Origin of the sequence: Curtobacterium sp. ME-Dv--P-122a, assembly GCF_030209645.1 — a bacterium.
Lineage (GTDB): Bacteria > Actinomycetota > Actinomycetes > Actinomycetales > Microbacteriaceae > Curtobacterium > Curtobacterium flaccumfaciens.
Genome location: NZ_JARVRO010000009.1, coordinates 117,017 through 140,399 on the forward strand (window position 1 = coordinate 117,017; position 23,383 = coordinate 140,399).

A 23,383-nucleotide genomic window follows, 5' to 3' on the forward strand; every position below is an offset into this window, starting at 1 on the left:
GCAGACAGGAGGCCCGGTACCAGCTGGTACCAGGCCTCCCCTCCGTCCTGTGGTGCGTCTCCTACGTGAGGAGCGCGACCAGGTGCGATCGCGACCGCGCGCCGACCTTGCGGTAGATCTGCGTGAGCCGCAGCTCCACCGTGCGCTGCGACATGAACAGCGACGAGGCGATCTCGCGGTTGCGGTAGCCCTCGGTGACCTTCTGCACCACCGCACGCTCCTCGGCGGTCAGCGACGTGAGCACCGCCGACGCTTCGGGAGCGCTGCGCGGCGTCCCGGGGAACGCCGGCGAGAGCACCGGTGCGGACCGGATCGACGACGAGCCCGTGCCGAACTGCGGCATCGCCGGAGCCGGCGCCGGCGTCACGAGCGGTCGACGCAGGCCGGCCGCCTCGTACGCCGCTGCGGCCGCCGCGCCGAGACGCGGCCGTTCCGCCGGGTTGCCGACCGCGGCCAACGCCGCGAACGTGCGAGCCCGTTCGTACTGCGAGTCGTGCGGCTGGAACAGCTCCAGCGCACGGCGACGGGCCGGCTCGCGGGTGGTGTCGTCGGCGACGAGCGCGAGGCTCCGCGCCAGCACCAGGGCACCCCAGCGTCCGGGCCGGGCGTGGTGGTCCGCCGCCAGGCGGGCCGTGATCGTCCGGGCGTCGTCGATCCGTCCGAGCCGCACGTACGCCTCGACCAGGTCGCCGAGGTGCCGGAGCACCGCGGGGTTCCGGAGCGACCGACCGATGGCGTCGGCTGCCTCGAGCGCGGTGGCTGCCTCGTCGAGGCGGCCGTCGAGCAGCAGGACCTTGCCGCGGAGCGCGTGCAGCTTCGCCGTCGCACCCCAGAGCCGACTCGTCGAACGGTGCGCGAGGCACCGGTCCACGACGTCGAGCGCCTCGGCGGAACGGCCCTCGGCGAAGTGCCGCCACGCGACGGCGATCGCCCTGGAGGGCTCACGCAACCGCTCGGCGACGGACGAACCGGACTCCCACACGTCGATCGCGCGGAGCGCCTGCCGGAAGTTCCCGGAGCGCACCTCGTTCTCGGCCGTCAGGTAGCGCGCCGCCTCGGTCCACACCGCTGCGGTCTCCTGCCCCCGGGCGAGCACGAGTGCGAACACCCGTCGCGCGCTCCGGTAGCGCTCGCCGATGCTCAGCGCGTGGGCGAGGAGCAGCAGGGCCGGGTCGGACATCGCCACGAGCTCCGACGTCGCGAGCCCGTCGTGCAGCTCGGTGTCGGGCGGCAGCACGCCGTCCACGGCGGCGATGAGCTCCCGCGCGGTCGTCGCGATCTCGAGGGTGTGCGCGGACGCCGACCCCTCGAGCGGTTCGATCCGGTGCAGCAGGTCCTTGGCCTGGTCGAGCTCCCACGCCTCGGCACGGAAGCACGCCACCATGGCCATCAGCCCGGCGACGGCGTCCACCTCGGCCGGGTCGGTCGCGTCGACGGGGACGAGCAGCTCGTCCGCGTGCACGGCGTCACCGCTGAGGTACTCGGCCGAGTACTGCAGGCGGAGCCGGCGGACCTCGTTCGGCGTCGTCCGGAACGGACGGAGCGCCGCGAGGTACCGCGCGGCGAAGCCGAGCAGGCGCTTGCCGAGCATGGCCTCCGCGACCCCGAGGAGCGCGACGTGCTCGTCCTCGGTCCCGCCACCGACGTGCAGTGCACGCTCGGTCAGGGCGATCGCGGCGTGCACGTTGCCGTCCACGACGTACGACCGTGCGGCCTGGAGCAGCGCCACCACGTCGGGGACGTCGTCGACGAAGCTCCGGTGCCACGCGGCCGACCGCGGGTCGGTCTCCGCGCTCGCCGTCGCCAGCTCGGCGTGTGCCGCACGACGGTCACGGGCGGGCATCCGCCAGTAGAGCGCGGAACGGACGAGCGGGTGCCGGACGGTGACGCTCTGGCCGCGGACGGTCGCGAGACCGGCCCCGACCAGGTCGTCCAGCTCGTCGCGGTCCCACGCCATGGTCTTCGCGACGGGCACCAGGGCGAGCTTCGCGAGGACGTCCAGATCGCGTCCCGCGGCGGGCCCGAGTGCGAGTGCCGCGATGGCCTCGGTCGTCGGAGTGGGTCGGAGCGGGAGCACGATCGGCTCCGCGCCGGTGAGCTGCTCCCGGGTGAGCACCGCGAGCTGTTCGCGGAGCGCGCCGGGGTTGCCGCCGGTCTCCTCGGCGAGGACGGCGAGGACGCCGTCGTTCGCCTCGGCCGGTGCCATGGCCCGGGCGAGGATCAGTGCCTCGTCCGATGCCAGCGGTTCGATGCGCAGGGTCGGCAGGGCCGCGAGCGGACCGTCCGACGGCACCGAACGGACCGTCGCCACGACGCGCAGCGCGGTGCCCGCGAGTCGTCCGGCGAGGAACGCGATGAGTTCCTGGCTCTCCGCGTCCATCCGGTCGAGGTCGTCGATGAGGACGAGCGTCGGCGGGAGGGTCAGGGCGTGCACGGCGTCGAGGAAGTCGTGCGCCGCCGCCAGCCCGGCCGTCACGGCGGCCGCGGTCCCGCCGGCCTGCAGCAGGTGGGCGATGTGCGCGGTCGCTCGGGGGTCGTCGAGCGCGGTGAACAGGGAGGTCACCCCGGCCAGTGGCCAACGGGACTCACTCCCGTTGACACCGACCCGGACGACGGGGAGGGAAACGCGGTTCGAGACCGCGTCGAGGACGCTGCTGCGTCCGGAACCAGGGTCGCCGACCACGACCATCGCGGACTCCCGTGGGAGCACTGCGAGGGTCGCGATCCGGTCGACCTCGAGACGTCGACCGGTGAGTGCCATGACTCACCGGCCTCCGGGTCCGGAGGCGGATGCTGCGAGGAGGGCGTCGGCGAACGCGGGGGTCGCTGCGACGGGGCGCACGGAGGCGGACCGGACTGCTGCACGGCGGGTGACCGTGGCGGAGTGCGGACGAGCGGCGGCGACTGAGCGCGCGCCGGAACTGTCGTGGATTGGATGCGGTCGACGAGTGTGGGTGCACTCGGTTCCGCTCGGGAACGATGATGTCATCGTCTGTATCACCCCTCGGGTTAGGGTCTTCGGACGAACACGACCGGTCTGTTCCGCCGTCCGGATCTAGGGAATCCGAGAGCATCACGTGACCTGCCGTCTGGAGCACGATAACTCAGGTACCGGTCCGCGAGGCGGACTCCCGCGACCAGATGTCCAGAACGGTGCCCCCAGTACGGGGGGCCACGACGGGGGAGTTGCACCCGCCCTCCTGACCCCGATCCGGGTCCTCCGGACGGAACCGGGGTACAGGTCTGTCCGGACCTCGTTCGTCGTCGCAGGTGTAGCCAGGACGGGATGTCCAACGCCGAACCGACCGACGCCCGTCTCGATGACCGCACCCGGTGGCGGGCCTTCGCCGTGTGCGTGGCGGTGGCGGCCCTGACGATCCTCGACCTGTCCAAGGTGAACGTCGGGCTGCCCTCGATCGAGCAGTCCCTCGGGGCCACCAGTTCGTCGCTCCAGCTCATCGTGGCGGGGTACGCGCTGGCGTTCGGCCTCGCCCTCGTGCCCGCTGGTCGGCTCGGGGACCTGAAGAGCCGACGGGTCATGTTCATCGTGGGGCTCAGCGCGTTCACCGGATCGAGCCTGCTGTGCGCCGTCGCACCGAACATCGAGGTCCTGATCGTCACGCGGATCCTGCAGGGCATCGCCGCCGGGATCCAGATGCCCCAGGTCATCGGACTCGTGCAGCAGCTGTTCCGCGGGCCGGAGCGGGGCCGCGCGTTCGGGCTCTTCGGGGCGATGATCGGCATCTCCACCGCCCTCGGGCCGACCATCGGCGGTGGCCTCATCGCGATCGGCGGCGAGGAGTCCGGCTGGCGGCTGCTGTTCTGGATGAACGTGCCCCTCGGGATCGCCGCACTGCTCTTCGCCATCCGCCTGCTGCCGAAGGGTGCCCAGGGGAAGGCGCAGGACCGTGAACTGGACATCGTCGGCATCCTGCTGCTCGGCGCCGCGATCATCACCCTGATGCTGCCGTTCGTGCTGGCCAGCGGCGGGGGTGGTTCCGCGACCCGCTGGTTCTGGCTGGTCGGCTTCGCGGTGTTCCTCGTGCTGTTCGTGCTCTGGGAGCAGCGGTTCAAGCGGCAGGGCAAGTCGCCCGTGGTGCACTTCGAGCTGTTCCGGCTGTCGTCGTACCGCAACGGGCTGTCGATCGTCGCCGTCTACTTCGCGGCGCTGCCGGCGTCGTTCCTCATGGTCACGCTGTACCTGCAGGAGGGCCTCGGGCTCTCGCCCCTGTTCGCCGGCATGGTGAGCATCCCCTTCGCCGCGACGAGTGCCGTCGGCTCGTACATCGGCGGACGGATCGTCGACCGGGTCGGGCGGGCGCTGGTCGTCGCCGGGCTCGGGATGGTCGTCGTCGGCTTCCTGCTGCTCATGGTCGCCGCCGTCGCCACCCCGCCGGAGGTCACCCCGTGGGCGATGGCGGGCGCGTTCCTGGTGGGTGGACTCGGTGGCGGGTTCGTGGTGTCGCCGAACCAGACCCTGACCCTGGCCGAGATCCCCGTCGAGCAGTCCGGGGTGGCGGGGTCGATGCAACAGCTCGGGCAGCGTGTCGGCACCGCGATCGGCACCGCGGTCGCGACGAGCATCTTCTACGGGATCGTGCGGAGCGAGGCGGCGGGCTCGGGGTCCGGTGGGGCCGGCGCTCGGCTCGACGCGTACCACGACGCGTTCCGCAGCGGCACGACGTTCACGGTGTCGCTGATGGCGCTCGCACTGGTGCTGGCCGGTGCGGACCTGGTGGCGCGACGTCGGGCGGCGCGGCGGTCGGACGGGGACTCCGGGCACTCGGACGCGGCTGCGGGGTCCGCCGAGCGCACCGGGGCGAACGGATCCGCCGAGCGGACCGAGGCGCCGGGGTCCGCCGAGCGGGGCTGACCGGCCCGCCGACCGTGCCTAGGAGTCGCGGCGGATGACCCCGACGACGGCGTCGTGCACCAGGCCGTTCGAGGCGAGGGCGCTGCCGTGCCACGGCCCGGGATCGCCGTCGAGCGAGGTGAAGCGGCCACCGGCCTCTTCGACGATGGGGACGAGGGCTGCGATGTCCCACGGCTTCAGGTCCGGTTCGCCGGCGACGTCGAGGACGCCCTCGGCCACCATCATGTACGACCACATGTCGCCGTAGGCCCGGGTCCGCCAGACCCGACGCGACAGGTCGACGAGCGGCTCGAGGCGGTCGTCGTCGTCCCACTGCTGGATGCTGTTGTAGCTCAGGCTCACGTCGGCGAGCTCGGACACCCCGGAGACCCGGAGCGGTCCGTCCAGCGAGAACGCGCCGGAGCCCTCGGCCGCCCACCAGCGCTTGCCGAGGGCGGGGGCGCTGACGACGCCGAGCACCGGGCGGCCGTCGACCGCGAGCGCGATGAGGGTCGCCCACACCGGCACGCCGCGCAGGTAGTTGGCGGTGCCGTCGATCGGGTCGACCACCCACTGGCGGTGTCCTTCGCTGACGGCCTCGGCCCCGGTGTCCGCCGTCGTCTCCTCGCCGAGGAACGCGTCGTCCGGTCGCTCGGCGGCGAGCCGCTCGCGCAGGGCGCGTTCGACGGCCTGGTCGGCGTCGGTGACGTGCGTGCTGTCGGCCTTCTTCGTCACGTGCAGGTCTGCGGCACGGAAGCGCTCGAGGCTGATCGCGTCGGCGGTGTCGGCGAGGGAGCGGGCGAAGTCCAGGTCGGCGCTGAGGTCCACGTCGCCCAACCTACCGTCGCTATGCGGCGACGACCTCTTCTTCCTCGAGCCGGGTCACCTCGCGCTCGCGGGCGATGCGGGTCCGGCGGGCGACGAGCCCGTGCACCACCACGCAGAGCAGGAGCGCGGCGGCCAGCCAGAGGGCGAGCACGAGCGACGACCGGCCGAGCGAGGCGTCCGGGAAGTACTGCAGGTCCTGCGCGGCCTGCAGCCACGCGGCACCGCTCCAGAAGGTGTGCAGGGCGGCGAAGAACCCGGGCTGGAACGCCGGCTGGAAGATACCGCCGGACGACGTGAAGTTCAGCATCACGAACAGCATCGTGAGGATCGGGGTGGTCCACCGGCCGAGCACGGGGTGCAGCCCGACGCCGAGCGCGACGATGATCGCGTCGTAGAGCCAGGCGAACAGGAACACCTGCCAGTGGTGGGTGGTGATGACGCCGTAGATCGGTCCGGCGACGATCACGCCGATGCCGGCGACGATCCCCGCGGTGGCGAGCCCGATGACCGCGGTCCACACGGCGCGGAGCTTCGTCGCGACCGAGGCCACGGCGATCGCGGACGCGTACCCGCCGACGCTCAGGGCCACGAGCAGGAAGAACAGCCCCTGGCCGGTGGTGTCCTGGTCGCCCGTGGGCACGACGTCGACGACCCGGAACGGCACGTGCTGGTCGTAGGCGATCGGCAGGAAGACCTTCTGCGCGGCGCTCGCGGTGGTCTCCGACGCGGCGGTCGAGACGTAGAGCGTGGCACCCGTCGCCGTCGGTGCGTACACGGCGGCGAGGTCGCGGTCGCGCACCTGCTGCTCGGCCGCCTTCGTCGAGGCGACGACGTGGGCAACGAGCGCGCCGTCGGACTGGTCGGTCACGGTCTGGGCGAACACCTGGGTGGCCGCGCCCTGGCCGACGATGCCGACGGGCAGTTCCTGCGGGGCCGGGGCGTGGAAGGCACCGAGGTAGGCCAGGCCCATGCCGGCGGCCAGGAACAGCGGCACGAGGATGTGCGAGGCGAACGTCAGCAGCACGCGACCGAGGCCGGCGGGGCGCAGGACGCTGTCGGACCGCTGCGGCTTCGGGGCTCGTGGGGACTTGTGGGTGGGGGAGTGGTGCGCGTGCGACGTCGTCGTCGTGCTCGGGGACGGGGCGTCGACAGCGGGGGTCGGCGCAAAGTTGTACTTTGCAACTTCAGACACGACCGCAACTGTACAACCCCGATGCGTGCTTGTCGACGCCAGGCTGGTGCCGAGGCGCCGTCCGGTGCGAGCTTGCCCACTCCGTGCGACGCACGCGAGGCCGCACGGAGTGCACGACCTCGCACCATTCGTGCGCCCCTCGCACGGTGCGAGGGGCGCGGTGCGAGGGGACGCGGTGCGAAGGGGCACGGCGCGAACAGGCGCCGGAGTGGTCACGACTCACCGCGCCCCGGCGCACGAGTGGTCACGAACTGTCGGGTGCCGCCCCGCCATCCGACAGTTCGTGACCACTCGACGCATACACCGCGGGGTGTCGTGACCAGTCGCCGACCCGCAGGCGACAAGTGCCGACCGGCACCGCCCGCCGCGCTACTCGGAACCGGGGTCGGACGCGCCCATCCCGGTCAGCAGCGCCCGGAACGAGTCGAGCCGCTCGACGCCGGTCGGCCCGAGCTCCCCGTCCTGCACCCGGTCGACGATCTCCCAGTCGTGCGCCTGCGCCAGCGGGATGCCGTCCCGCGCGGGCAGCACCGGCACGGCGTGCGACGCGAACGCCCGGAAGACGTTCGCGGGGTCGACGTGCCCCAGCCCGAACGACCGCACACCGGGCGTGTCGATGATCCAGCCACCGTCGCGGACCTGCAGCGCGATGGACGACGACGACGTGTGCCGCCCGCGACCGGTCACGGAGTTCACGACGCCGATCGCGCGCGTCGACCCGGTCAAGGCGTTGACCAGGGTCGACTTGCCGACACCGGAGTGCCCGACGGTCACGGTCACCTTGTCGTCGAGGAGCTCGTGCAGCGCCTCGAACGGGACGTCGTCCGATCGGCTCGTCACGATCCGCAGATCCAGGCACGCGAAGTGCGCCAGGAACGCAGCCGGGTCGGCGAGGTCGGTCTTCGTGATGCAGAGGATCGGGTCGAGGCCGGCGTCGAACGCGGCCACCAGGTACCGGTCGATCAGGCGGGTGCGCGGCTCGGGGTCGGCCGCGGCCACCACGATGAGCATCTGGTCGGCGTTCGCCACGATGACGCGCTCGACCTCGTCGGAGTCGTCGGCACTCCGTCGCAGCAGTGTGGTGCGCTCGGCGACCTTCACGATGCGCGCGAGCGAGCCGGGGTCGCCCGAGACGTCCCCGACGAGCGACACGTGGTCACCCGTGACGACGGACTTCTTGCCGAGCTCGCGGGCCTTCGTGGCGGTGATGACGTGGTCGTCGATCAGCACGCCGAACCGCCCGCGGTCGACGTTCGTCACCCACCCGACGGGGGCGTCGTCGTACGTCGGCCGGGTCTTCGTGCGTGGCCGGTTGCCCTTCGGGTTCGGACGCACCCGGACGCTCGACTCGTCGTACTGCCCGTACGGCTCGTCCGCGTCGGAGTCGTCACCGTCGACGTCGTCCCACCAGCTCATGCGTCAGTCCCCACTCACCGGTGCAGCGGACACCGAGGATGCCACGAGCGCGGCCCACAGCTCCGGGAACTGCGGCAGCGTCTTCGCGGTCGACCCGATGTCGTCGACGGCGACGCCGTCGACGACGAGGCCCACGATCGCCCCCGCGGTCGCCATCCGGTGGTCGTCGTACGCGCCCCAGGCGCTGCCGTGGAGCGGCGCCGGCTCGATCCGCAGGCCGTCGTCGAGTTCGTGCACCGCGCCTCCAGACCGGTTGAGGTCCGCCGCCAGCGCGGCCAGGCGGTCCGTCTCGTGCCCCCGCAGGTGGCCGATCCCGGTGATCTCGCTCGGTCCGTCCGCCAGCGCGGCCAGCGCGACGAGCGCCGGGGCGAGTTCGCCGCCGCGGCTCAGGTCGAGTTCGAGACCCCGCAAGGAGGCCCCACCGCGGATCCCGACGCCGCCGTCGACGACCAGGTCGTCACCGTCACGGGCCACGCTCGCCCCCCACAGGGGCAGGAGCGTCTCGAGGTCGGCACCGACCTGGGTCGTCTCGGTGGGCCAGGTGCGGATGCGGACCGTGCCGCCGGCGACGAGCGCGGCGACCGCGAACGGCGCGGCGTTCGACAGGTCGGGCTCGATCGTGACGTCACGCGCGCCGATCGGGCCGGGGTGCACGACCCACTCGCCGATCGACGGCTCGTCGACGCGGACGCCGCGGGCACGGAGCGCCGCGACGGTCATCTCGATGTGCGGCATGCTCGGCAGGCGCTCGCCGACGTGGGTGAGGTGCAGGCCCTCGTCGAAGCGGGGGGCCGACAGCAGCAGGCCGGAGACGAACTGCGAGGACGCCGAGGCGTCGATGGTCAGGGCGCCACCGCGGACCGAGCCGGTGCCGGTGAACGAGAACGGCATCGAACCGCCGCCGTCGTCCGTGACGTCGACACCGAGGTCCACGAGTCCCTGCACGATGGCGTGCATCGGCCGCTTGCGGGCGTAGGGGTCGCCGTCCACCGTGACGGGCCCGACGGCCAGGGCGGCGAGCGGCGGCAGGAAGCGCATCACGGTGCCGGCCAGCCCGCAGTCCAGGCGGACGTCGCCGTGCATCGGGGCGGGCGTGATCCGGAGGTCCGGGCCGTAGGGGTTCGGGGCGGTGCCGGCCGCCGGCTCGAGCTCCTCGATGCCGACCCCGAGCGCACGGAGGCCCGCGATCATCAGCGCCGAGTCACGGGAGTGCAGTGGGAGCCGGATCGTCGAGGGGCCGTCCGCGAGGGCCGCGAGCACGAGCTCCCGGTTCGTCAGCGACTTCGACCCGGGCAGCGCGACGTCGCCGCGCAGCGGACCCCCTGCGACCGGGGCGATCCAGGGGTCGGCGGGCTGGGTCCCGCTGTGGGAATGCGTCGTGTCTGCCATCGGTTCACCAGGGTACTGAACGCACCGGGAGGATCAGTGGCGACAGCAACACTCGCACGAGAGCGGACCGGCACGGCGACCGTGCTGACCGCGGTGCCGACGACGCTCGGCACGCTCGGCCTAGACTTGGCGGCGATGACGACCGACGAACCGCAGGCAGCTCCGCACCACCTGGTCGACGAGACCGAGGTGCAGCTCGACGCCGTCGAAGAGGAGCACGAAGCCCTCGACGACGCCGCAGACGAGCCGGTGGACGCGAAGACCGTCTCCGAGGCGGAGCTGCGGTCCTTGTTCGAGGACCAGGCCCTGCCCTTCATGGACCAGCTCTACGGTGCGGCCATGCGGATGACCCGCAACCCGGCCGACGCGTCGGACCTGGTGCAGGAGACGTTCGTCAAGGCATTCGCCGCGTTCCGCCAGTTCAAGCAGGGCACGAACCTGAAGGCCTGGCTGTACCGGATCCTCACGAACACGTTCATCAACACGTACCGCAAGAACCAGCGGAACCCGTACCAGGGCACCATCGACGAGCTCGAGGACTGGCAGCTCGGCGGCGCCGCGAGCGTCACCCAGTCGATCTCCGCCCGGTCCGCCGAGGCCGACGCGATCGACCACTTGCCGTCCTCTGCCGTGAAGGACGCACTGCAGGCCATCCCGGAGGACTTCCGGATGGCCGTGTACTTCGCCGATGTCGAAGGCTTCTCGTACCAGGAGATCGCCGACATCATGAAGACCCCCGTGGGGACGGTCATGAGCCGCCTCCACCGTGGCCGCCGGCTCCTCCGTGGGCTCCTGGCGGACCACGCCCGTGAGACCGGCATCGTCCCGGACGCAGCGTCGACGGCGACGATGCGTGGACGGGGACGAGGCGCGGCACAGACGACGAAGGCAACCGCGGCCACGGGTCGCACCGGACGGAAGGACGCACGATGAGCGGCTGCGACTGCTCGAAGGCGAAGGCCGAGCTCGAGGAGTTCCTGCACGACGAGCTCCGGCACGAGGACGCTGCGGACATCCGTGAGCACATGGATGGTTGCGAGGACTGCCAGACCGAGCACCGCGTCGGCGTCGTGCTCATGGAGACCGTCCGTCGTGCCTGCAAGGAGACCGCTCCCGACCAGCTGCGCAGCGAGATCCTCGCGCGGATCCGGGTGGAGCAGGCGACGCACTGACGCCGCGCCGGGCCGGCGATCAGCGGCCGGCCAGGTGGTGTGCGGCGATGGCGTCCGGGTCGAGGACCCGGTCGTACACCCGCACGGTGTCGACGTCGCCGCGGAACGTGTAGTCGGAGGGCTGGCCGGGCCAGGGCGCGAGTGACTCACGCCCGACCCGCCAGTGGCCGTCGTACTGGTGCGCGCCCCTGACGTCGGTCCGCGTGCCGACGAGCACGCCATCGAGCCACAGCTCGGCGCGACCGACCCGCAGGGTGCCGACCGCGTGGTGCCACTGTCCGTCGTCCACCCGTGCTGTCGATCCGGTCGCGAACCGGAAGCCGTTCGCAGGTCCCTGCACCCCGTACATGAGCTGGCCGGTGGCGCCGACGTACAGGTGTCGGTCCTTGTAGGACGAGGCCGAGTCCTGGCTCGAGCTGAATCCGAAGATCCGGCCACCGGCGCGGTCGGTGCGGAACCACACCTCGATCGAGAAGACCTGGGGTGCTGCCGTCGGGGTGTTCGTCGCCACCCGGCTGTCGTCGGTCTCGAAGTGCATCGAGGGGTTCCCGGAGCACGGGCCGTCGTTCCGGACGGGCCCGAGTCGCCCGGTGCCGTCCGCGCCGTGGCCGCTGGTGTCCCGGACGGCGTTCCCGCCCTTCTCGTCGAAGTCCCACGCCAGCACGGGCGCGTCGAGCGGTCGAGCGAAGCACGGGAACGACTGTGTCCGGAGTGACGATGCGGTGGCGGTCGTGTCGCTGAACCCGGCTCCGGCGACCACGGTCAGGGCGACCGCCGTGACTGCGACTGCGGCCATGGTCGGCAGCGCCCACGAGGAGCTCTGCGCGGACGCGACCCCGGGGGCGACCGCCGGACTGGTGGTGTCCCATCGGGGTGCACCGCACCGCGGGCACGGCAGCCCGGTGATGACCCCCCGGTCCGCGCGGGCGGCGACGACGAGCACCGCGGCGGCAGCGGCGGCGAGCAGGAGCATGGTCCAGGACCGCTCGCGGACCCAGACTCCGGGGAGCCCGACGCCCGGGAAGCGCAGGACGCCGACACCGAGGACGGCGTCCGGAGCGACGGCCGTTCGGTCGGCCGTCGGGTTGGCGTCCCCGCGCAGACGCAGGGCTCCGTCCTGTTCGACGCGCTCGAGCCGGTGCAGCCGGAGTCGATCCCGGTGGTCCGGGTCCTCGACGAGCAGCACCCGTCTGGCCTCGAGGTCGTCCGGTCCGACGGGCATCGCAGCGACGACGTCACCGGTCCGGATCCCGGGGGCCATCGAGTCGGAGACGACCGTCGTGACGTGCCACCCGAACGCCGCGGGGAGCGACGCCCAGAGTGCGAGCAGCAGCACCGACCAGAGGACCGTCCGCGCTGAGACCGCGAGGAGCAGCCGGGGCAGGTCGCCGACGCATCGGACGTGACGGCGGGTGGCGACGTTCGGCATCGGCTGCTCCTCGGGTCGGGCGGGACGGGCGGGACGGGCGGTTCTGGCGGGACGGATCGGGACGGGGACGGGGACGGAGATCAGTCCGTCTGCGCTTCCCACACGAACGTGGTGCCGGCCTCGGACGACTGCACGGTGTTCGGCGCGCCCTCGCTCAGGTCGTAGCTGAAGCGGTAGGTCGTGCTCGCCGTGTCCGTCGCGGGCTGCCACGCGTCGACGCCGGTGCCGAAGGACTCGGACGCCATGAGGCCGGCGAGCGTCCCGTCGTGCACGGTCGTCGTCGTGGTGAACGTGCTGCAGTCGTCGGGGGTGCCGAGGCTGCCGCGCTCGACCGTCAGGCCGACGTGCTCGGCGAGTGCGTCGTCGTCGGCCGGGTCGGTGGTGAAGAGCTTCACGGTCGAGGCGTTGGTGGTGTTCGCCGTCACGGTGATGCAGTTCGAGCCGGCGGACCCGGGCACGAGGTCCTCGACGTCGAACAGCGCGACGCCCTGGTCGTCGTCGCTGAGGGAGACGGCGCCGGTGCGCCAGCTGTTCGCGGCGTTGTCGGTGCTGCTCGAGAAGGCGGCGTACGAGGCCGTGGCGATGAGTGCGCCACTCGCGACGACGGCGAGGGGGAAGGCGATCCAGGCGGCGGTGCGGCCGTGGCGGGAGGTGATGTGCATGGCTGTCCTGTCGGTCGGTTCACCCGGCGGGTGATATGACAGCAGAGTATATGAATATCAGTTGTTATGGAACCCCGTCGCAACACGACCGACGGCCCGGGTAGGTTGGCCGACATGACCCTCTCCGTCGAGTCGACCACCACCTGGTCCGACACGGACGTCGCCGACGTCGCCGCTCTCGTCCGCCTGCTCGGTCACGACGTCGACGACGCGTCGATGCGCGCCCGCCTCGACCGGCTCACCCCCGAAGCCGGGCACCGCACGTGGGTGGTCCGTGGAGACGACGGCCGGGTCGTCGCGGTCGCCGGCGCGCAGGTCACGTGGGCGTACGCCAGCGACGAGCCGACCGCGCAGCTGCTGCTGCTGGTCGTGGACGACACGGCCAGGAGGCTCGGCACCGGTTCGGCGCTCATCGGCACGTTCGAAGCATGGGCGGTCGAGCAGGGCGCCCGTCGCCTCAGCGCCGTCAGTGCGGCCGCGACGGACAACGCGCACCGGTTCTACCAGAAGCGCGGGTACCACGACGCCGGGGTGCGGTACACGAAGATCGCGTAGCGCCGCCGACCTGGCGAACGTCGAAGCGCCCCGTGCAGGAGTCCCTCGGACTCCCGCACGGGGCGCTTGCTCGTGACTAGGCCGACGCGCTCAGTGCCGTGTCGATGACGTCGGCGGCCTCTTGCGCGGAGCGCTTCGAGGAGCCCGTGGCCGGCGCGGCACTCGCCGAGCGGGCCGCGACGGACAACGGCCGACCGCCCAGGTGCGGCGACAGGTTCATGCAGACGAACGGCCAGGCGCCCTGGTTCTCAGGCTCCTCCTGCGCCCACACGACGTCGGCGTCCGGGTAGCCCGCCAGGACCTCGAGGATGCGGTCGAGGGGGAGCGGGGCGAGCTGCTCGAGGCGGACGAGTGCGACGTCGGTGACGCCGCGCTTGTCGACCTCGGCACGCAGGTCGTGGTGCACCTTGCCGGAATGCAGGACCACGCGACGCACGGCGCTCTTGTCGGAGATCCGCGCGTCGTCCAGCACGGGCTCGAACGTTCCCGTCGTGAAGTCCTCGACCGCGCTCGTCGCCTGACGGAGCCGGAGCATCGCCTTCGGGGAGAACACGATGAGCGGCTTCTGCGGACGGGCCCAGGCCTGCCGGCGGAGCAGGTGGAAGTACGAGGCGGGGGTCGACGGACGCGCGACGATCATGTTGTCCTCGGCGCACAGCTGCAGGTAGCGCTCGATGCGCGCCGACGAGTGGTCCGGCCCCTGGCCCTCGTACCCGTGCGGCAGCAGCAGGACGAGGCCGGAGCGCTGTCCCCACTTCTGCTCGGCGGACGAGATGAACTCGTCGATGACGATCTGGGCGCCGTTCGCGAAGTCGCCGAACTGCGCCTCCCAGAGCACGAGCGACTCGGGGCGTTCCACCGAGTAGCCGTACTCGAAGGCCATCGCCGCGTACTCGCTCAGCAGCGAGTCGTACACGTAGAACCGGGCCTGGTCCTCGGTGAGGTTCGACAGCGGCAGCCACTCCTGGCCGTTCACCCGGTCGTGGAACACCGACTGGCGCTGGACGAACGTGCCGCGTCGGGCATCCTGTCCGGCGAGGCGGACGGGCTTGCCCTCGACCAGGATCGAGCCGATCGCCATGAGCTCGGCCATCGCCCAGTCGATGCCGCCGTTTCGCGTCATCTCGGTGCGCTTGGTCAGCAACTGCTGCAGCTTCGGGTGGATCGAGAACCCGGCGGGCGGGTTGCTGTGCGCGTCGCCGATCGCCCGGACGAGCTCCTCGGACACGGCGGTCTCGTGCACCTCGACCTCGGAGTCGTCGCGCTGCGCGGCCGGGCGTTCGAGCCCCTGCACCGCACCGTCGTCGTCGACCTCGATGACCGGGATGGTGCCGGTCTGTGCCTCGTGCGTCTCGGCGAAGGCGCGTTCCAGGCGGTCCTGGAAGTCGCGGTGCGCCTCGTCGTACTCCTCTTGCGTGATGTCACCGCGGCCGACGAGGGCCTCGGTGTACAGCGTGCGGACGGAGCGCTTCGCCTCGATGAGGTTGTACATCAGCGGCTGCGTCATCGAGGGGTCGTCGCCCTCGTTGTGCCCACGGCGGCGGTAGCAGATCAGGTCGATCACGACGTCGCGGTGGAACTCCTCGCGGTACGCGAAGGCGAGCTCGGCGACGCGGGCGACGGCCTCGGGGTCGTCGCCGTTCACGTGGAAGATCGGCGCCTGGATCGTCTTCGCGACGTCGGTGGAGTACACCGAGCTGCGCGCGGACTCGGGCGGGGTGGTGAACCCGACCTGGTTGTTGATGACGAGGTGGACCGTGCCGCCGGTGCGGTAGCCGCGGAGCTGCGACATCTGCAGCGTCTCGACGACCACGCCCTGGCCGGCCATCGCCGCGTCGCCGTGCACGAGCACGGGGAGCACACCGAAGCTGCCGGGGGCCTCGCGGTCCTGCTTGGCGCGGACGATCCCCTCGAGCACGCCGTCGACGGCTTCGAGGTGGGACGGGTTCGCGGCGATCGTCACCGGGATGCTCGAGCCGTCGGACGTGCGGAACACGCCCTCGGTGCCGACGTGGTACTTCACGTCGCCGGAGCCCTGACCGGACACCGTGCCCGGCAGCGAGGACCCCTCGAACTCACGGAAGATCTGCCCGTAGGTCTTGCCGGCGATGTTCGTCAGTACGTTCAGGCGGCCGCGGTGGGCCATGCCGATCGCGACCTCGGCCAGCCCGGCTCCGGCGGCGTGCTGGATCAGGGTGTCGAGGAAGGCGATGGTGGACTCGCCGCCCTCGAGCGAGAAGCGCTTCTGGCCGACGTACTTGGTCTGCAGGAAGGTCTCGAACGCCTCGGCCTCGTTGAGCTTGCCGAGGACGCGGAGCTGTTCTTCCTTCGAGGGCTTCGAGTACGGCACCTCGATGCGCTCCTGCACCCAGCGACGCTGTTCCGGGTCCTGGATGTGCATGTACTCGATGCCGACCGTGCGGCAGTAGGCGTCGCGCAGGATCCCGAGGACGTCGCGGAGCGGTGCCGAGGTGGTGCCGGCGAGGCCGCCGGTGACGAACTCGCGGTCGAGGTCCCAGAAGGTCAGCCCGTGGCTCTCGATCTCGAGGTCGGGGTGCGTGCGCTGGCGGTACTCGAGCGGGTCGATGTCGGCCATCAGGTGCCCACGGACGCGGAAGCTGTTGATGAGCTCCTGCACGCGAGCGGTCTTGTTCACCCGGTGCGCCAGGTCGACGTTGATGTCGTTCGCCCACTGGATCGGCTTGTAGGGGATCCGGAGCGCGGCGAAGATGCCGTCGTAGAAGCCGTGCTCGCCGATCAGGCGCTCGTGCACGTGCTTGAGGTACTCGCCCGAACCGGCGCCCTGGATGACGCGGTGGTCGTAGGTGCTCGTCAGGGTGATGGTCTTGCCGATGCCGAGCTCGACCAGGGTCTTCGACGCCGAGCCCTGGAACTGCGCCGGGTACTCGAGGGCGCCGGCACCGATGATCGAACCCTGCCCCTTCGTCAGACGCGGGACCGAGTGCACGGTGCCGATGCCGCCCGGGTTGGTGAGCGAGATCGTCGTGCCCTGGAAGTCCGCCGGGGTGAGCTTGTTGTCGCGGGCACGCTTGACGAGGTCCTCGTAGGCGGAGAGGAACTGGCCGAACGTCAGGGTCTCCGCGCGCTTGATGCTCGGCACCAGGAGCGAGCGCGTGCCGTCCTTCTTCGGGACGTCGATCGCGATGCCGAGGTTCACGTGCGCCGGGGCGACGACGAACGGCTTGCCGTCGCGCTCCTCGTAGAAGACGTTCTGGCTCGGGAAGTCCTTGATCGCCTGCACCATCGCCCACCCGATCAGGTGCGTGAAGGAGATCTTGCCGCCGCGGGCGCGTCGCAGGTGGTTGTTGATGACGATCCGGTTGTCGATCATCAGCTTCGCCGGGATGGTCCGGACGCTCGTCGCGGTCGGGACCGTCAGCGAAGCGTCCATGTTCGACGCCAGCGTCTTTGCCATGCCGCGGAGCGGGGTCGCCACGTCCTCGTGGGTCTCCTCGTGGTCGTCGGCGGCGTCGTTCGCCTCGGCCGGGATCGGCTGCGGTGCCGGCTGGCGCGAGGTGGTCTTCGCCTGGATCGGGCCCGACTTCGCCTCGCCCGGGGTGTCCCCGGTGGCCGGCTGCTGCGTCGACGACTGCTGCTGGGTCGGTGCCTGCTGCGAAACCGGGGCCTGCTGCCCAGCCGGCACCTGCTGCGCGGGGGAGCCCGCCGGAGCCGGAGCGTCAGCGACCTGCGTGCGGTGGTAGCTCTCGAGGACCGGCCACCAGGACTTGTCGACCGACTCCTTGTCCGCGACGAACTGCTCGTAGAGCTCGTCGACGAGCCACTCGTTCGCCCCGAATTCGCCCGCGGTCTCGTCCGTTCCGGTCAGATGGCTCGACACAGCCGATCGCCCACTCTCCGTCGATAGATGCTCGTGTGTGTCGTGCGGAGCAACCCTGCGCCGCACAGGTGCCAAGCCTAGCCGCTCCGACATGTCCGTTCCGTGTCAGCCGCGGCGCGAGTCGGCAGCCCCCGAGCACCCGGTCGGGGCCGTGACGGGAGCCGTACAGTGGAGCGCATGAGGTTCTACGAGACGCGGCCGACGCACGACCTGACCTACTCCGACGTCTTCCTCGTCCCGAGCCGTTCCGGCGTGACGAGCCGCTTCGACGTCGACCTGGCGGCGAACGACGGCAGCGGTGCCACGATCCCGATCGTCAGCGCCAACATGAACTCCGTCACCGGCCCCCGGCTCGCCGCCACCCTGGCCCGCCGCGGTGGTCTGGGCGTGCTGCCGCAGGACATGCACCTGCAGGACCTCGACGCCGCGATCCGCTGGGTGAAGGACCAGCCGGTCGACTTCGACACCGCCTACGACATGGGTGCGCAGACCACCGTCGCCGAGGCCCTCGAACAGCTCCTGCCGGTGGCCGGCCGTGGTGTGGTCGTCCGCGACGCCGACGGCGAGTACCTCGGCTGCGTGCCCGCGACCCGGCTCGGCACCGCCGGCCCCGACGCCGTCCTCGGTGACCTGCTGCACGGCGCCTCGACCGCGATCGACGCCGAGGACGCCGGCACACCCCGCCACGTGTACGACGTGCTCTCGGCCGCCGAGGTCGACTTCGCGCCGGTCATGCGGCACGGCCGGGTCGTCGGGACCACGAGCCAGACGAGCGCGATCCGCTCCGACATCTACACGCCCGCCGTCGACGCCTCCGGCCGGCTCCGGGTCGCCGCCGCGCTCGGCATCAACGGCGACGTCGCCGCCAAGGCCAAGGCGCTGGCCGCCGCGGGCGTGGACGTCCTGGTCCTCGACACCGCGCACGGTCACCAGGACGGCATGCTCCGCGCACTCCGCACGGTCGCGTCGCTGCAGCTCGGCATCCCGCTCGTCGCCGGCAACGTCGTCACCGCCGACGCCGTCGCGCACCTGGTCGGGGCCGGAGCGGACATCATCAAGGTCGGCGTCGGACCGGGCGCCATGTGCACCACCCGCATGATGACGGCCGTCGGTCGTCCGCAGTTCTCCGCCGTGCTCGAGACCGCCGCGGCGGCCCGCTCGCTGGGCGCACACGTCTGGGCGGACGGCGGGGTGCGCTACCCGCGCGACGTCGCCCTGGCGCTGGCAGCCGGGGCGTCCGCCGTCATGATCGGCTCGTGGTTCGCCGGCACGCTCGAGGCCCCCGGCGTCCTGCGTCGCGACGCCGCGGGCAAGGCGTACAAGGAGAGCTGGGGCATGGCCTCGGCCAAGGCCGTGCGCGAGCGGTTCGAGCGGCTCGACCCGTACGAGCGGGCCCGCAAGGCGCTCTTCGCCGAGGGGATCTCGTCGTCGACGATCTACCTCGACCCGGAGCGTCCGAGCGTCGAGGACCTGCTCGACATGATCACCACCGGCGTCCGCAGCTCCGCGACCTACGCGGGCGCGTCGTCCCTCGCCGAGTTCTCCGAGCGCGCGCTGGTCGGCATCCAGTCCGCGGCCGGGTACGAGGAGGGCAAGCCCCTGCCCGTCAGCTGGTAGCGCGGACGGGGCGCGCGTCGCCCTGGTCGCGACCACGAACGGACGGGAGGCGCGGTGCCAGCTGGCACCGCGCCTCCCGTCCGTCTGCCGGTGGGTCTACCGGCGTCGGGTCGCGTCCTCGACCTCGCCCACCAGCTCTTCGAGGATGTCCTCGAGGAACAGCACGCCGATCGTGCGGCCGTCCGCGTCGAAGGCGCGGGCCACGTGGCGCCCGGCGGCCCGCATGGTCGCGAGCGCGTCCTCGAGGTCCATCTCGGTGTACAGCGAGATGAGCTGACGGATGCGTTTCGGCGGCACCGGGTCGTCGAACTCGTCCGGACGCAGGTCGATGACGTCCTTCACGTGCACGTAGCCGGTGGGGGAGCCGTCCTCGCCGACGAGCACGTAGCGGGAGAACCCGCGCTGTGCCACGGCGTGCTCGACGTCGGCGGGGGTGGCGTCGTCGGGCAACGTGACGAGCTCGGCCATCGGCACGGCGACGTCACGGACCTTCTTCTCGGTGAACTCGAACGCCAGGGCGAGCTTGCCGTCGTCGGTCAGGGTGCCCTCACGGCGGGACTGCTCCACGATGGTCTGCACCTCCTCCACCGTGAACGCGCTCACCGCTTCGTCCTTGGGCTCGACGCGGAACAGCCGCAGCACGGCGTTCGCGACCTCGTTCAGGCCGACGATGACCCAGTGCAGGCCGTGACCGATGTACCAGAGCGTCGGGACGAGCAGCAGCGCGGCGCGGTCCGGCATCGAGAACGAGATGTTCTTCGGCACCATCTCGCCGAACACGACGTGCAGGAACGACACGAGCAGCAGCGTGAACACGAAGGCCACGGTGCCGATCACCTCGGCGCTCCAGCCGGTCAGGTGCAGCGGGACCTCGAGCAGGTGGTGGATCGCCGGCTCGGACACGTTCAGGATGAGCAGCGAGCAGACCGTGATGCCGAGCTGGGTGGTCGCGAGCATGCGGGTGGCGTGCTCCATCGCCCAGAGCGTCATCTGCGCGGCCTTCGAGCCCTCCTCCGCGCGGGGCTCGATCTGCGAGCGGCGTGCGGAGATGACGGCGAACTCGGCCGCGACGAAGTACGCGTTGCCCATCAAGAGGACGACGAGCCAGAAGATCCCCCACCAGTCAGAGCTCATCGGGTGCTGCCCTTCGTCGTGGTGGTCGGGGTGCTCTTGGTGGACGGGATGATGATCGCGGTCGCCGCCGTGTCGGTCGACGCGCGCGTCGGGGTCCAGCGGATGCGGTCGATCCGACGGCCGTCCAGCCGCTCGACCCGGAACACGCCGCCGTCCAGGGGCACCTCGTCGCCGACGACGGGCAGGCGGCCCAGCGTCGACATGACGAACCCGCCGACGGTCTCGTACGGGCCCTCCTCGGGCACCTTCACGCCGGCGCGGTCCTCGAGCTCGTCAGGACGCAGCAGACCGGGGAAGGTCAGCCAGTCGCGGGAGCGGACCACGTCGATGCGGGCGCGGTCGTGCTCGTCGGAGACCTCGCCGACGATCTCCTCGATCAGGTCCTCGAGCGTGACGACCCCGGCGGTGCCGCCGTACTCGTCGACGACGATGACCATCTGGTAGCCGCGACCGCGGACCTCGGCGAGCAGCGTGTCGCCGGGCATGGTCTCCGGCACGCGTTCGGCGTCGGTCATGAGCGCCCCGACGGGGACCTCCGGACGCTTCTCGCGCGGCACGGCGACGGCCTGCTTGACGTGCACGATGCCGACGACGTCGTCCGCGTCCTCCTCGATGACGGGGAAGCGGCTGAAGCCGGTCTTGCGTGCGAGGGCGATGACGTCCTCGGCGGACTCCGACACGCGGATGGTGGAGAGCCGTGGGCGCGGGGTCATCACGTCGCTGGCGCTCAGCTCGGAGAACGAGATGGTGCGCTCGAGGAGCGTCGCGGTGTCCTGTTCGAGCGAGCCCTCGGACGCCGAGCGGCGCAGCAGCGAGGTGAGTTCCTCGGCGCTGCGGGCACCGGAGAGTTCCTCCTGCGGCTCGATGCCCAGCGACCGGAGCACGGCGTTCGCGGTGCCGTTCAGCAGTGCGACGGCGGGCTTGAAGACCGTCGTGAACGCGATCTGCAGCGGCACCACGAGCCTGGCCGTCTGCAGGGGCAGCGCGAGCGCGAAGTTCTTCGGCACGAGCTCGCCGAGGATCATCGACAGCAGGGTCGCGATGACGAGCGCCACGATCGAGCCGACGGTCTCGACGATGCCCTCTGGCAGGTTCATCGCCAGGAACGGTGCCTCGAGCAGCTTCGCGATCGAGGGTTCGAGCAGGTAGCCGGTCAGCAGCGTGGTCAGCGTGATGCCGAGCTGTGCGCTGGACAGGTGCGTCGAGGTGACCTTCAGCGCGCCGATGACCGGCGCGAGGCCGGCTTCACCGCGGTCGCGCCGCGCTTCGACGTCGGCGCGGTCGAGGTTGACCAGCGCGAACTCGGACGCGACGAAGACACCCGTGCCGAGGGTCAGCAGGATGCCGCCGATCAGCATGACGATGTCGATCGGACTCATGATTCACCCCCGTTCGCGCACAGGGATGACGTGCAGCTCACCGAGTGAGCGGCGGATGAGTGAGGCGAAGAACTATTCGGGGGATCGTCCACAGTGCTGCCAATCGTACTGCCTGCGCGGTCGCTGAACCGTGAATCCGTACAGAACCGACCGCGCCTAGGCCGTGATCCGCGCGCGGTGGTACTGCTGCGGCTCGTAGTCGACCGGCACGCGGAGTTCGACGGCGGCACGGAGCGCGAACGACGGGTCGCGGAGCATCTCGCGACCGATCATCACGACGTCGGCCAGGCCGGTCGCGACGATCTGCTCGGCCTGGAACGCCTCGGAGATCATGCCCACGGCGATCGTCGGGATGCCGGCGTCGCGCTTGATCGCCGCGGCGTGCGGCACCTGGTAGCCGGGGCCGACCGGGATCGGTGCGCTCGCGACGTTGCCGCCGGTCGACACGTCGGCCAGGTCGGCGCCGTGCTCGGCGGCCCAGCGGGCGACGACGGTGGTCTCGTCGAGCGTGAGCCCGCCGTCGACCCAGTCGGTGGCCGAGAACCGGACGACGATCGGGAATCCCTCGCCGACCTCGGCGCGCACGGCGTCCACGACCTCGAGCAGCGCGCGGGCACGGTTCTCGAGCGAGCCGCCGTACTGGTCGGTGCGCTGGTTGCTCAGCGGCGAGAGGAACTGGTGCAGCAGGTAGCCGTGGGCCGCGTGGATCTCGACCAGGTCGAACCCGGCCTCCACCGCGCGGCGGGCGGACTGCGCGAAGGCGAGGGCGACGACGCGGATGTCCTCCACCGCGAGCTCGCGCGGGACGTCGTAGCCGTCGAAGGCCACGGCCGACGGCGCGACCGTGGTCCAGCCGCCCTGGTCGGCGGGGACGGTGCCGTGCGTGGTGTCCCAGGGGCGGTACGTCGACGCCTTGCGGCCGGCGTGCGCCAGCTGGATACCCGCCGAGGCGCCCTGCTCGTGCAGGAAGTCGACGATCGGCTTGAACGCGTCGCGCTGCTGGTCGTTCCACAGCCCGAGGTCCTGCGGGGTGATCCGTCCCTCGGGCACGACGCCCGTCGCCTCGACCACGACCGCGCCGGCGCCGCCCTTGGCGAAGCCGCCCAGGTGCACGAGGTGCCACGGGGTCGCCACGCCGTCCTGCTGGTCCACCGAGTACTGGCACATCGGGGAGACCCAGATGCGGTTGCGGACGGTCAGGTCACGGACGGTGATCGGGTCGAACAGGGCGTGCGTCACGCGGGCTCCTCAGAGGACGGGTGCCGGCGCCTCGGCCAGTCCCGTCAGGAACGACCGCAGCGACGCCGGCGACGTGTAGTGGTGGCCGACCGCCCCGATCGCTTCCGCACCGGTGGCGTTCTCGGCCCTGTTGTCCACGAACACCATCTGACCCGGGTCGATTCCCAAGCGCGCACAGGTGTCGCGGTAGATGGATGCCGCGGGCTTCAGGACGTGCTCCTCGGCGCTCACCACGACGGTCTCGAACAGCGAGCCCATCGGGGAGCGGCGGTACGGGTCACCGAAGTCGAAGCCCGCGTTCGAGAGCAGGGCGACACGGGTACCGGCGTCGTGCAGCTCCTCGACGATCTCGAGCGTCTCCGGCTCGACCTCGAACCACCCGGTGAAGTCGATCGCCCAGAACCGGTGGATCTCGGAGATGCTCCAGGTCCGTCCGGTCCGCTCCGCGATGGCACGCCAGTACGCCACGACGGACAGGTCGCCGCGGTCCAGGTCGTGCCGGAGCTCCTGGTACACCGGGAACAGCTCGTCGGCCGGGACCCCGGTGGCGGCCACGAGGGCGTCCCGCGAGGCGTGCGGTGTCCGGCTGATCACCTCGCCGTAGTCGAAGACCACCACGCGACCAGGCAGGAACAGGCTCATGTGCTCCACCGTAACGTG

The 23,383-nt window shown here is 71.5% G+C and carries 17 protein-coding genes; 5 read left to right on the forward strand and 12 right to left on the reverse strand.

Annotation, left to right across the window (positions count from 1 at the left end; translation table 11 throughout):
* Window positions 1-61: 61 nt before the first annotated feature.
* On the reverse strand, window positions 62-2,761 hold the full coding sequence (locus QRN49_RS11160; protein ID WP_284755797.1) for a helix-turn-helix transcriptional regulator: 2,700 nt from the start codon (window positions 2,759-2,761) through the stop codon (window positions 62-64).
* A gap of 525 nt (window positions 2,762-3,286) precedes the next feature.
* On the opposite strand from QRN49_RS11160, the gene QRN49_RS11165 reads away from it, so the two are divergent.
* Window positions 3,287-4,873 carry an MFS transporter gene (locus tag QRN49_RS11165; RefSeq protein ID WP_284755799.1) on the forward strand — a complete coding sequence of 529 codons (1,587 nt, stop codon included), beginning with the start codon at window positions 3,287-3,289 and terminating at the stop codon, window positions 4,871-4,873.
* An 18-nt stretch (window positions 4,874-4,891) separates the two neighbouring features.
* On the opposite strand, the gene QRN49_RS11170 is transcribed toward QRN49_RS11165, so the two are convergent.
* From QRN49_RS11170 to aroA, 4 genes are all read right to left on the reverse strand, one after another.
* The gene (locus QRN49_RS11170; protein WP_284755801.1) at window positions 4,892-5,680 is read right to left on the reverse strand and encodes an inositol monophosphatase family protein; all 789 of its coding nucleotides are present in this window, start codon (window positions 5,678-5,680) and stop codon (window positions 4,892-4,894) included.
* 19 nt (window positions 5,681-5,699) lie between these two features.
* Window positions 5,700-6,872: an ABC-2 transporter permease gene (locus QRN49_RS11175; RefSeq protein ID WP_282819651.1), complete on the reverse strand. Its 1,173-nt coding sequence runs from the start codon at window positions 6,870-6,872 to the stop codon at window positions 5,700-5,702.
* Window positions 6,873-7,241: 369 nt separating this feature from the next.
* Entirely contained in the window at window positions 7,242-8,288 is a 1,047-nt protein-coding gene (gene rsgA, locus QRN49_RS11180) for a ribosome small subunit-dependent GTPase A (RefSeq protein ID WP_194654821.1), read from the reverse strand.
* A gap of 3 nt (window positions 8,289-8,291) precedes the next feature.
* Window positions 8,292-9,677, reverse strand: coding sequence for a 3-phosphoshikimate 1-carboxyvinyltransferase (aroA, locus tag QRN49_RS11185; RefSeq protein WP_284755804.1), 1,386 nt, complete (start codon window positions 9,675-9,677; stop codon window positions 8,292-8,294).
* Between the two features lie 81 nt (window positions 9,678-9,758).
* On the opposite strand from aroA, the gene QRN49_RS11190 reads away from it, so the two are divergent.
* Both QRN49_RS11190 and QRN49_RS11195 read left to right on the forward strand, forming a co-directional pair.
* On the forward strand, window positions 9,759-10,610 hold the full coding sequence (locus tag QRN49_RS11190) for a sigma-70 family RNA polymerase sigma factor (RefSeq protein WP_284755891.1): 852 nt from the start codon (window positions 9,759-9,761) through the stop codon (window positions 10,608-10,610).
* On the forward strand, window positions 10,607-10,849 hold the full coding sequence (locus QRN49_RS11195; protein WP_027465838.1) for a zf-HC2 domain-containing protein: 243 nt from the start codon (window positions 10,607-10,609) through the stop codon (window positions 10,847-10,849). Before QRN49_RS11190 ends, QRN49_RS11195 begins: the two co-directional genes overlap by 4 nt.
* Before the next feature lie 19 nt (window positions 10,850-10,868).
* Here QRN49_RS11195 and QRN49_RS11200 read toward each other — a convergent pair whose 3' ends face one another.
* The gene (locus QRN49_RS11200; RefSeq protein WP_284755807.1) at window positions 10,869-12,278 is read right to left on the reverse strand and encodes a LamG-like jellyroll fold domain-containing protein; all 1,410 of its coding nucleotides are present in this window, start codon (window positions 12,276-12,278) and stop codon (window positions 10,869-10,871) included.
* Window positions 12,279-12,358: 80 nt separating this feature from the next.
* Window positions 12,359-12,940 (reverse strand): hypothetical protein, encoded by a 582-nt coding sequence (locus QRN49_RS11205; RefSeq protein WP_284755809.1) that lies wholly within the window; start codon window positions 12,938-12,940, stop codon window positions 12,359-12,361.
* A 114-nt stretch (window positions 12,941-13,054) separates the two neighbouring features.
* On the opposite strand from QRN49_RS11205, the gene QRN49_RS11210 reads away from it, so the two are divergent.
* Window positions 13,055-13,495 (forward strand): GNAT family N-acetyltransferase, encoded by a 441-nt coding sequence (locus QRN49_RS11210; protein ID WP_181440596.1) that lies wholly within the window; start codon window positions 13,055-13,057, stop codon window positions 13,493-13,495.
* Window positions 13,496-13,571: 76 nt separating this feature from the next.
* On the opposite strand, the gene QRN49_RS11215 is transcribed toward QRN49_RS11210, so the two are convergent.
* On the reverse strand, window positions 13,572-17,354 hold the full coding sequence (locus QRN49_RS11215; RefSeq protein ID WP_284755811.1) for a multifunctional oxoglutarate decarboxylase/oxoglutarate dehydrogenase thiamine pyrophosphate-binding subunit/dihydrolipoyllysine-residue succinyltransferase subunit: 3,783 nt from the start codon (window positions 17,352-17,354) through the stop codon (window positions 13,572-13,574).
* 177 nt (window positions 17,355-17,531) lie between these two features.
* Between QRN49_RS11215 and guaB1 the strand changes: the two genes are divergently transcribed.
* A complete protein-coding gene (gene guaB1, locus QRN49_RS11220; protein ID WP_111054022.1) occupies window positions 17,532-18,971 on the forward strand; it encodes a GMP reductase in 1,440 nt (479 codons plus the stop codon).
* A 96-nt stretch (window positions 18,972-19,067) separates the two neighbouring features.
* Here guaB1 and QRN49_RS11225 read toward each other — a convergent pair whose 3' ends face one another.
* The 4 genes from QRN49_RS11225 to QRN49_RS11240 all read right to left on the reverse strand — a co-directional run bounded on the left by QRN49_RS11225 (window position 19,068) and on the right by QRN49_RS11240 (window position 23,365).
* Window positions 19,068-20,105: a hemolysin family protein gene (locus tag QRN49_RS11225; RefSeq protein WP_027465832.1), complete on the reverse strand. Its 1,038-nt coding sequence runs from the start codon at window positions 20,103-20,105 to the stop codon at window positions 19,068-19,070.
* Window positions 20,102-21,484 (reverse strand): hemolysin family protein, encoded by a 1,383-nt coding sequence (locus QRN49_RS11230; protein WP_284755815.1) that lies wholly within the window; start codon window positions 21,482-21,484, stop codon window positions 20,102-20,104. Before QRN49_RS11230 ends, QRN49_RS11225 begins: the two co-directional genes overlap by 4 nt.
* A gap of 156 nt (window positions 21,485-21,640) precedes the next feature.
* Window positions 21,641-22,723: an NADH:flavin oxidoreductase/NADH oxidase gene (locus tag QRN49_RS11235; protein ID WP_284755816.1), complete on the reverse strand. Its 1,083-nt coding sequence runs from the start codon at window positions 22,721-22,723 to the stop codon at window positions 21,641-21,643.
* A gap of 9 nt (window positions 22,724-22,732) precedes the next feature.
* Window positions 22,733-23,365 (reverse strand): HAD family hydrolase, encoded by a 633-nt coding sequence (locus tag QRN49_RS11240; protein ID WP_146246970.1) that lies wholly within the window; start codon window positions 23,363-23,365, stop codon window positions 22,733-22,735.
* Window positions 23,366-23,383 lie beyond the last annotated feature (18 nt).

Bases quoted from the DNA above. Each gene is read 5' to 3' on its own strand.
- QRN49_RS11160 (WP_284755797.1), bottom strand. From the start codon at position 2,761: ATGGCACTCACCGGTCGACGTCTCGAGGTCGACCGGATCGCGACCCTC.
- QRN49_RS11165 (WP_284755799.1), top strand. From the start codon at position 3,287: ATGTCCAACGCCGAACCGACCGACGCCCGTCTCGATGACCGCACCCGG.
- rsgA (WP_194654821.1), bottom strand. From the start codon at position 8,288: ATGAGCTGGTGGGACGACGTCGACGGTGACGACTCCGACGCGGACGAG.
- aroA (WP_284755804.1), bottom strand. From the start codon at position 9,677: ATGGCAGACACGACGCATTCCCACAGCGGGACCCAGCCCGCCGACCCC.
- QRN49_RS11195 (WP_027465838.1), top strand. From the start codon at position 10,607: ATGAGCGGCTGCGACTGCTCGAAGGCGAAGGCCGAGCTCGAGGAGTTC.
- QRN49_RS11200 (WP_284755807.1), bottom strand. From the start codon at position 12,278: ATGCCGAACGTCGCCACCCGCCGTCACGTCCGATGCGTCGGCGACCTG.
- QRN49_RS11205 (WP_284755809.1), bottom strand. From the start codon at position 12,940: ATGCACATCACCTCCCGCCACGGCCGCACCGCCGCCTGGATCGCCTTC.
- QRN49_RS11210 (WP_181440596.1), top strand. From the start codon at position 13,055: ATGACCCTCTCCGTCGAGTCGACCACCACCTGGTCCGACACGGACGTC.
- guaB1 (WP_111054022.1), top strand. From the start codon at position 17,532: ATGAGGTTCTACGAGACGCGGCCGACGCACGACCTGACCTACTCCGAC.
- QRN49_RS11225 (WP_027465832.1), bottom strand. From the start codon at position 20,105: ATGAGCTCTGACTGGTGGGGGATCTTCTGGCTCGTCGTCCTCTTGATG.
- QRN49_RS11230 (WP_284755815.1), bottom strand. From the start codon at position 21,484: ATGAGTCCGATCGACATCGTCATGCTGATCGGCGGCATCCTGCTGACC.
- QRN49_RS11240 (WP_146246970.1), bottom strand. From the start codon at position 23,365: ATGAGCCTGTTCCTGCCTGGTCGCGTGGTGGTCTTCGACTACGGCGAG.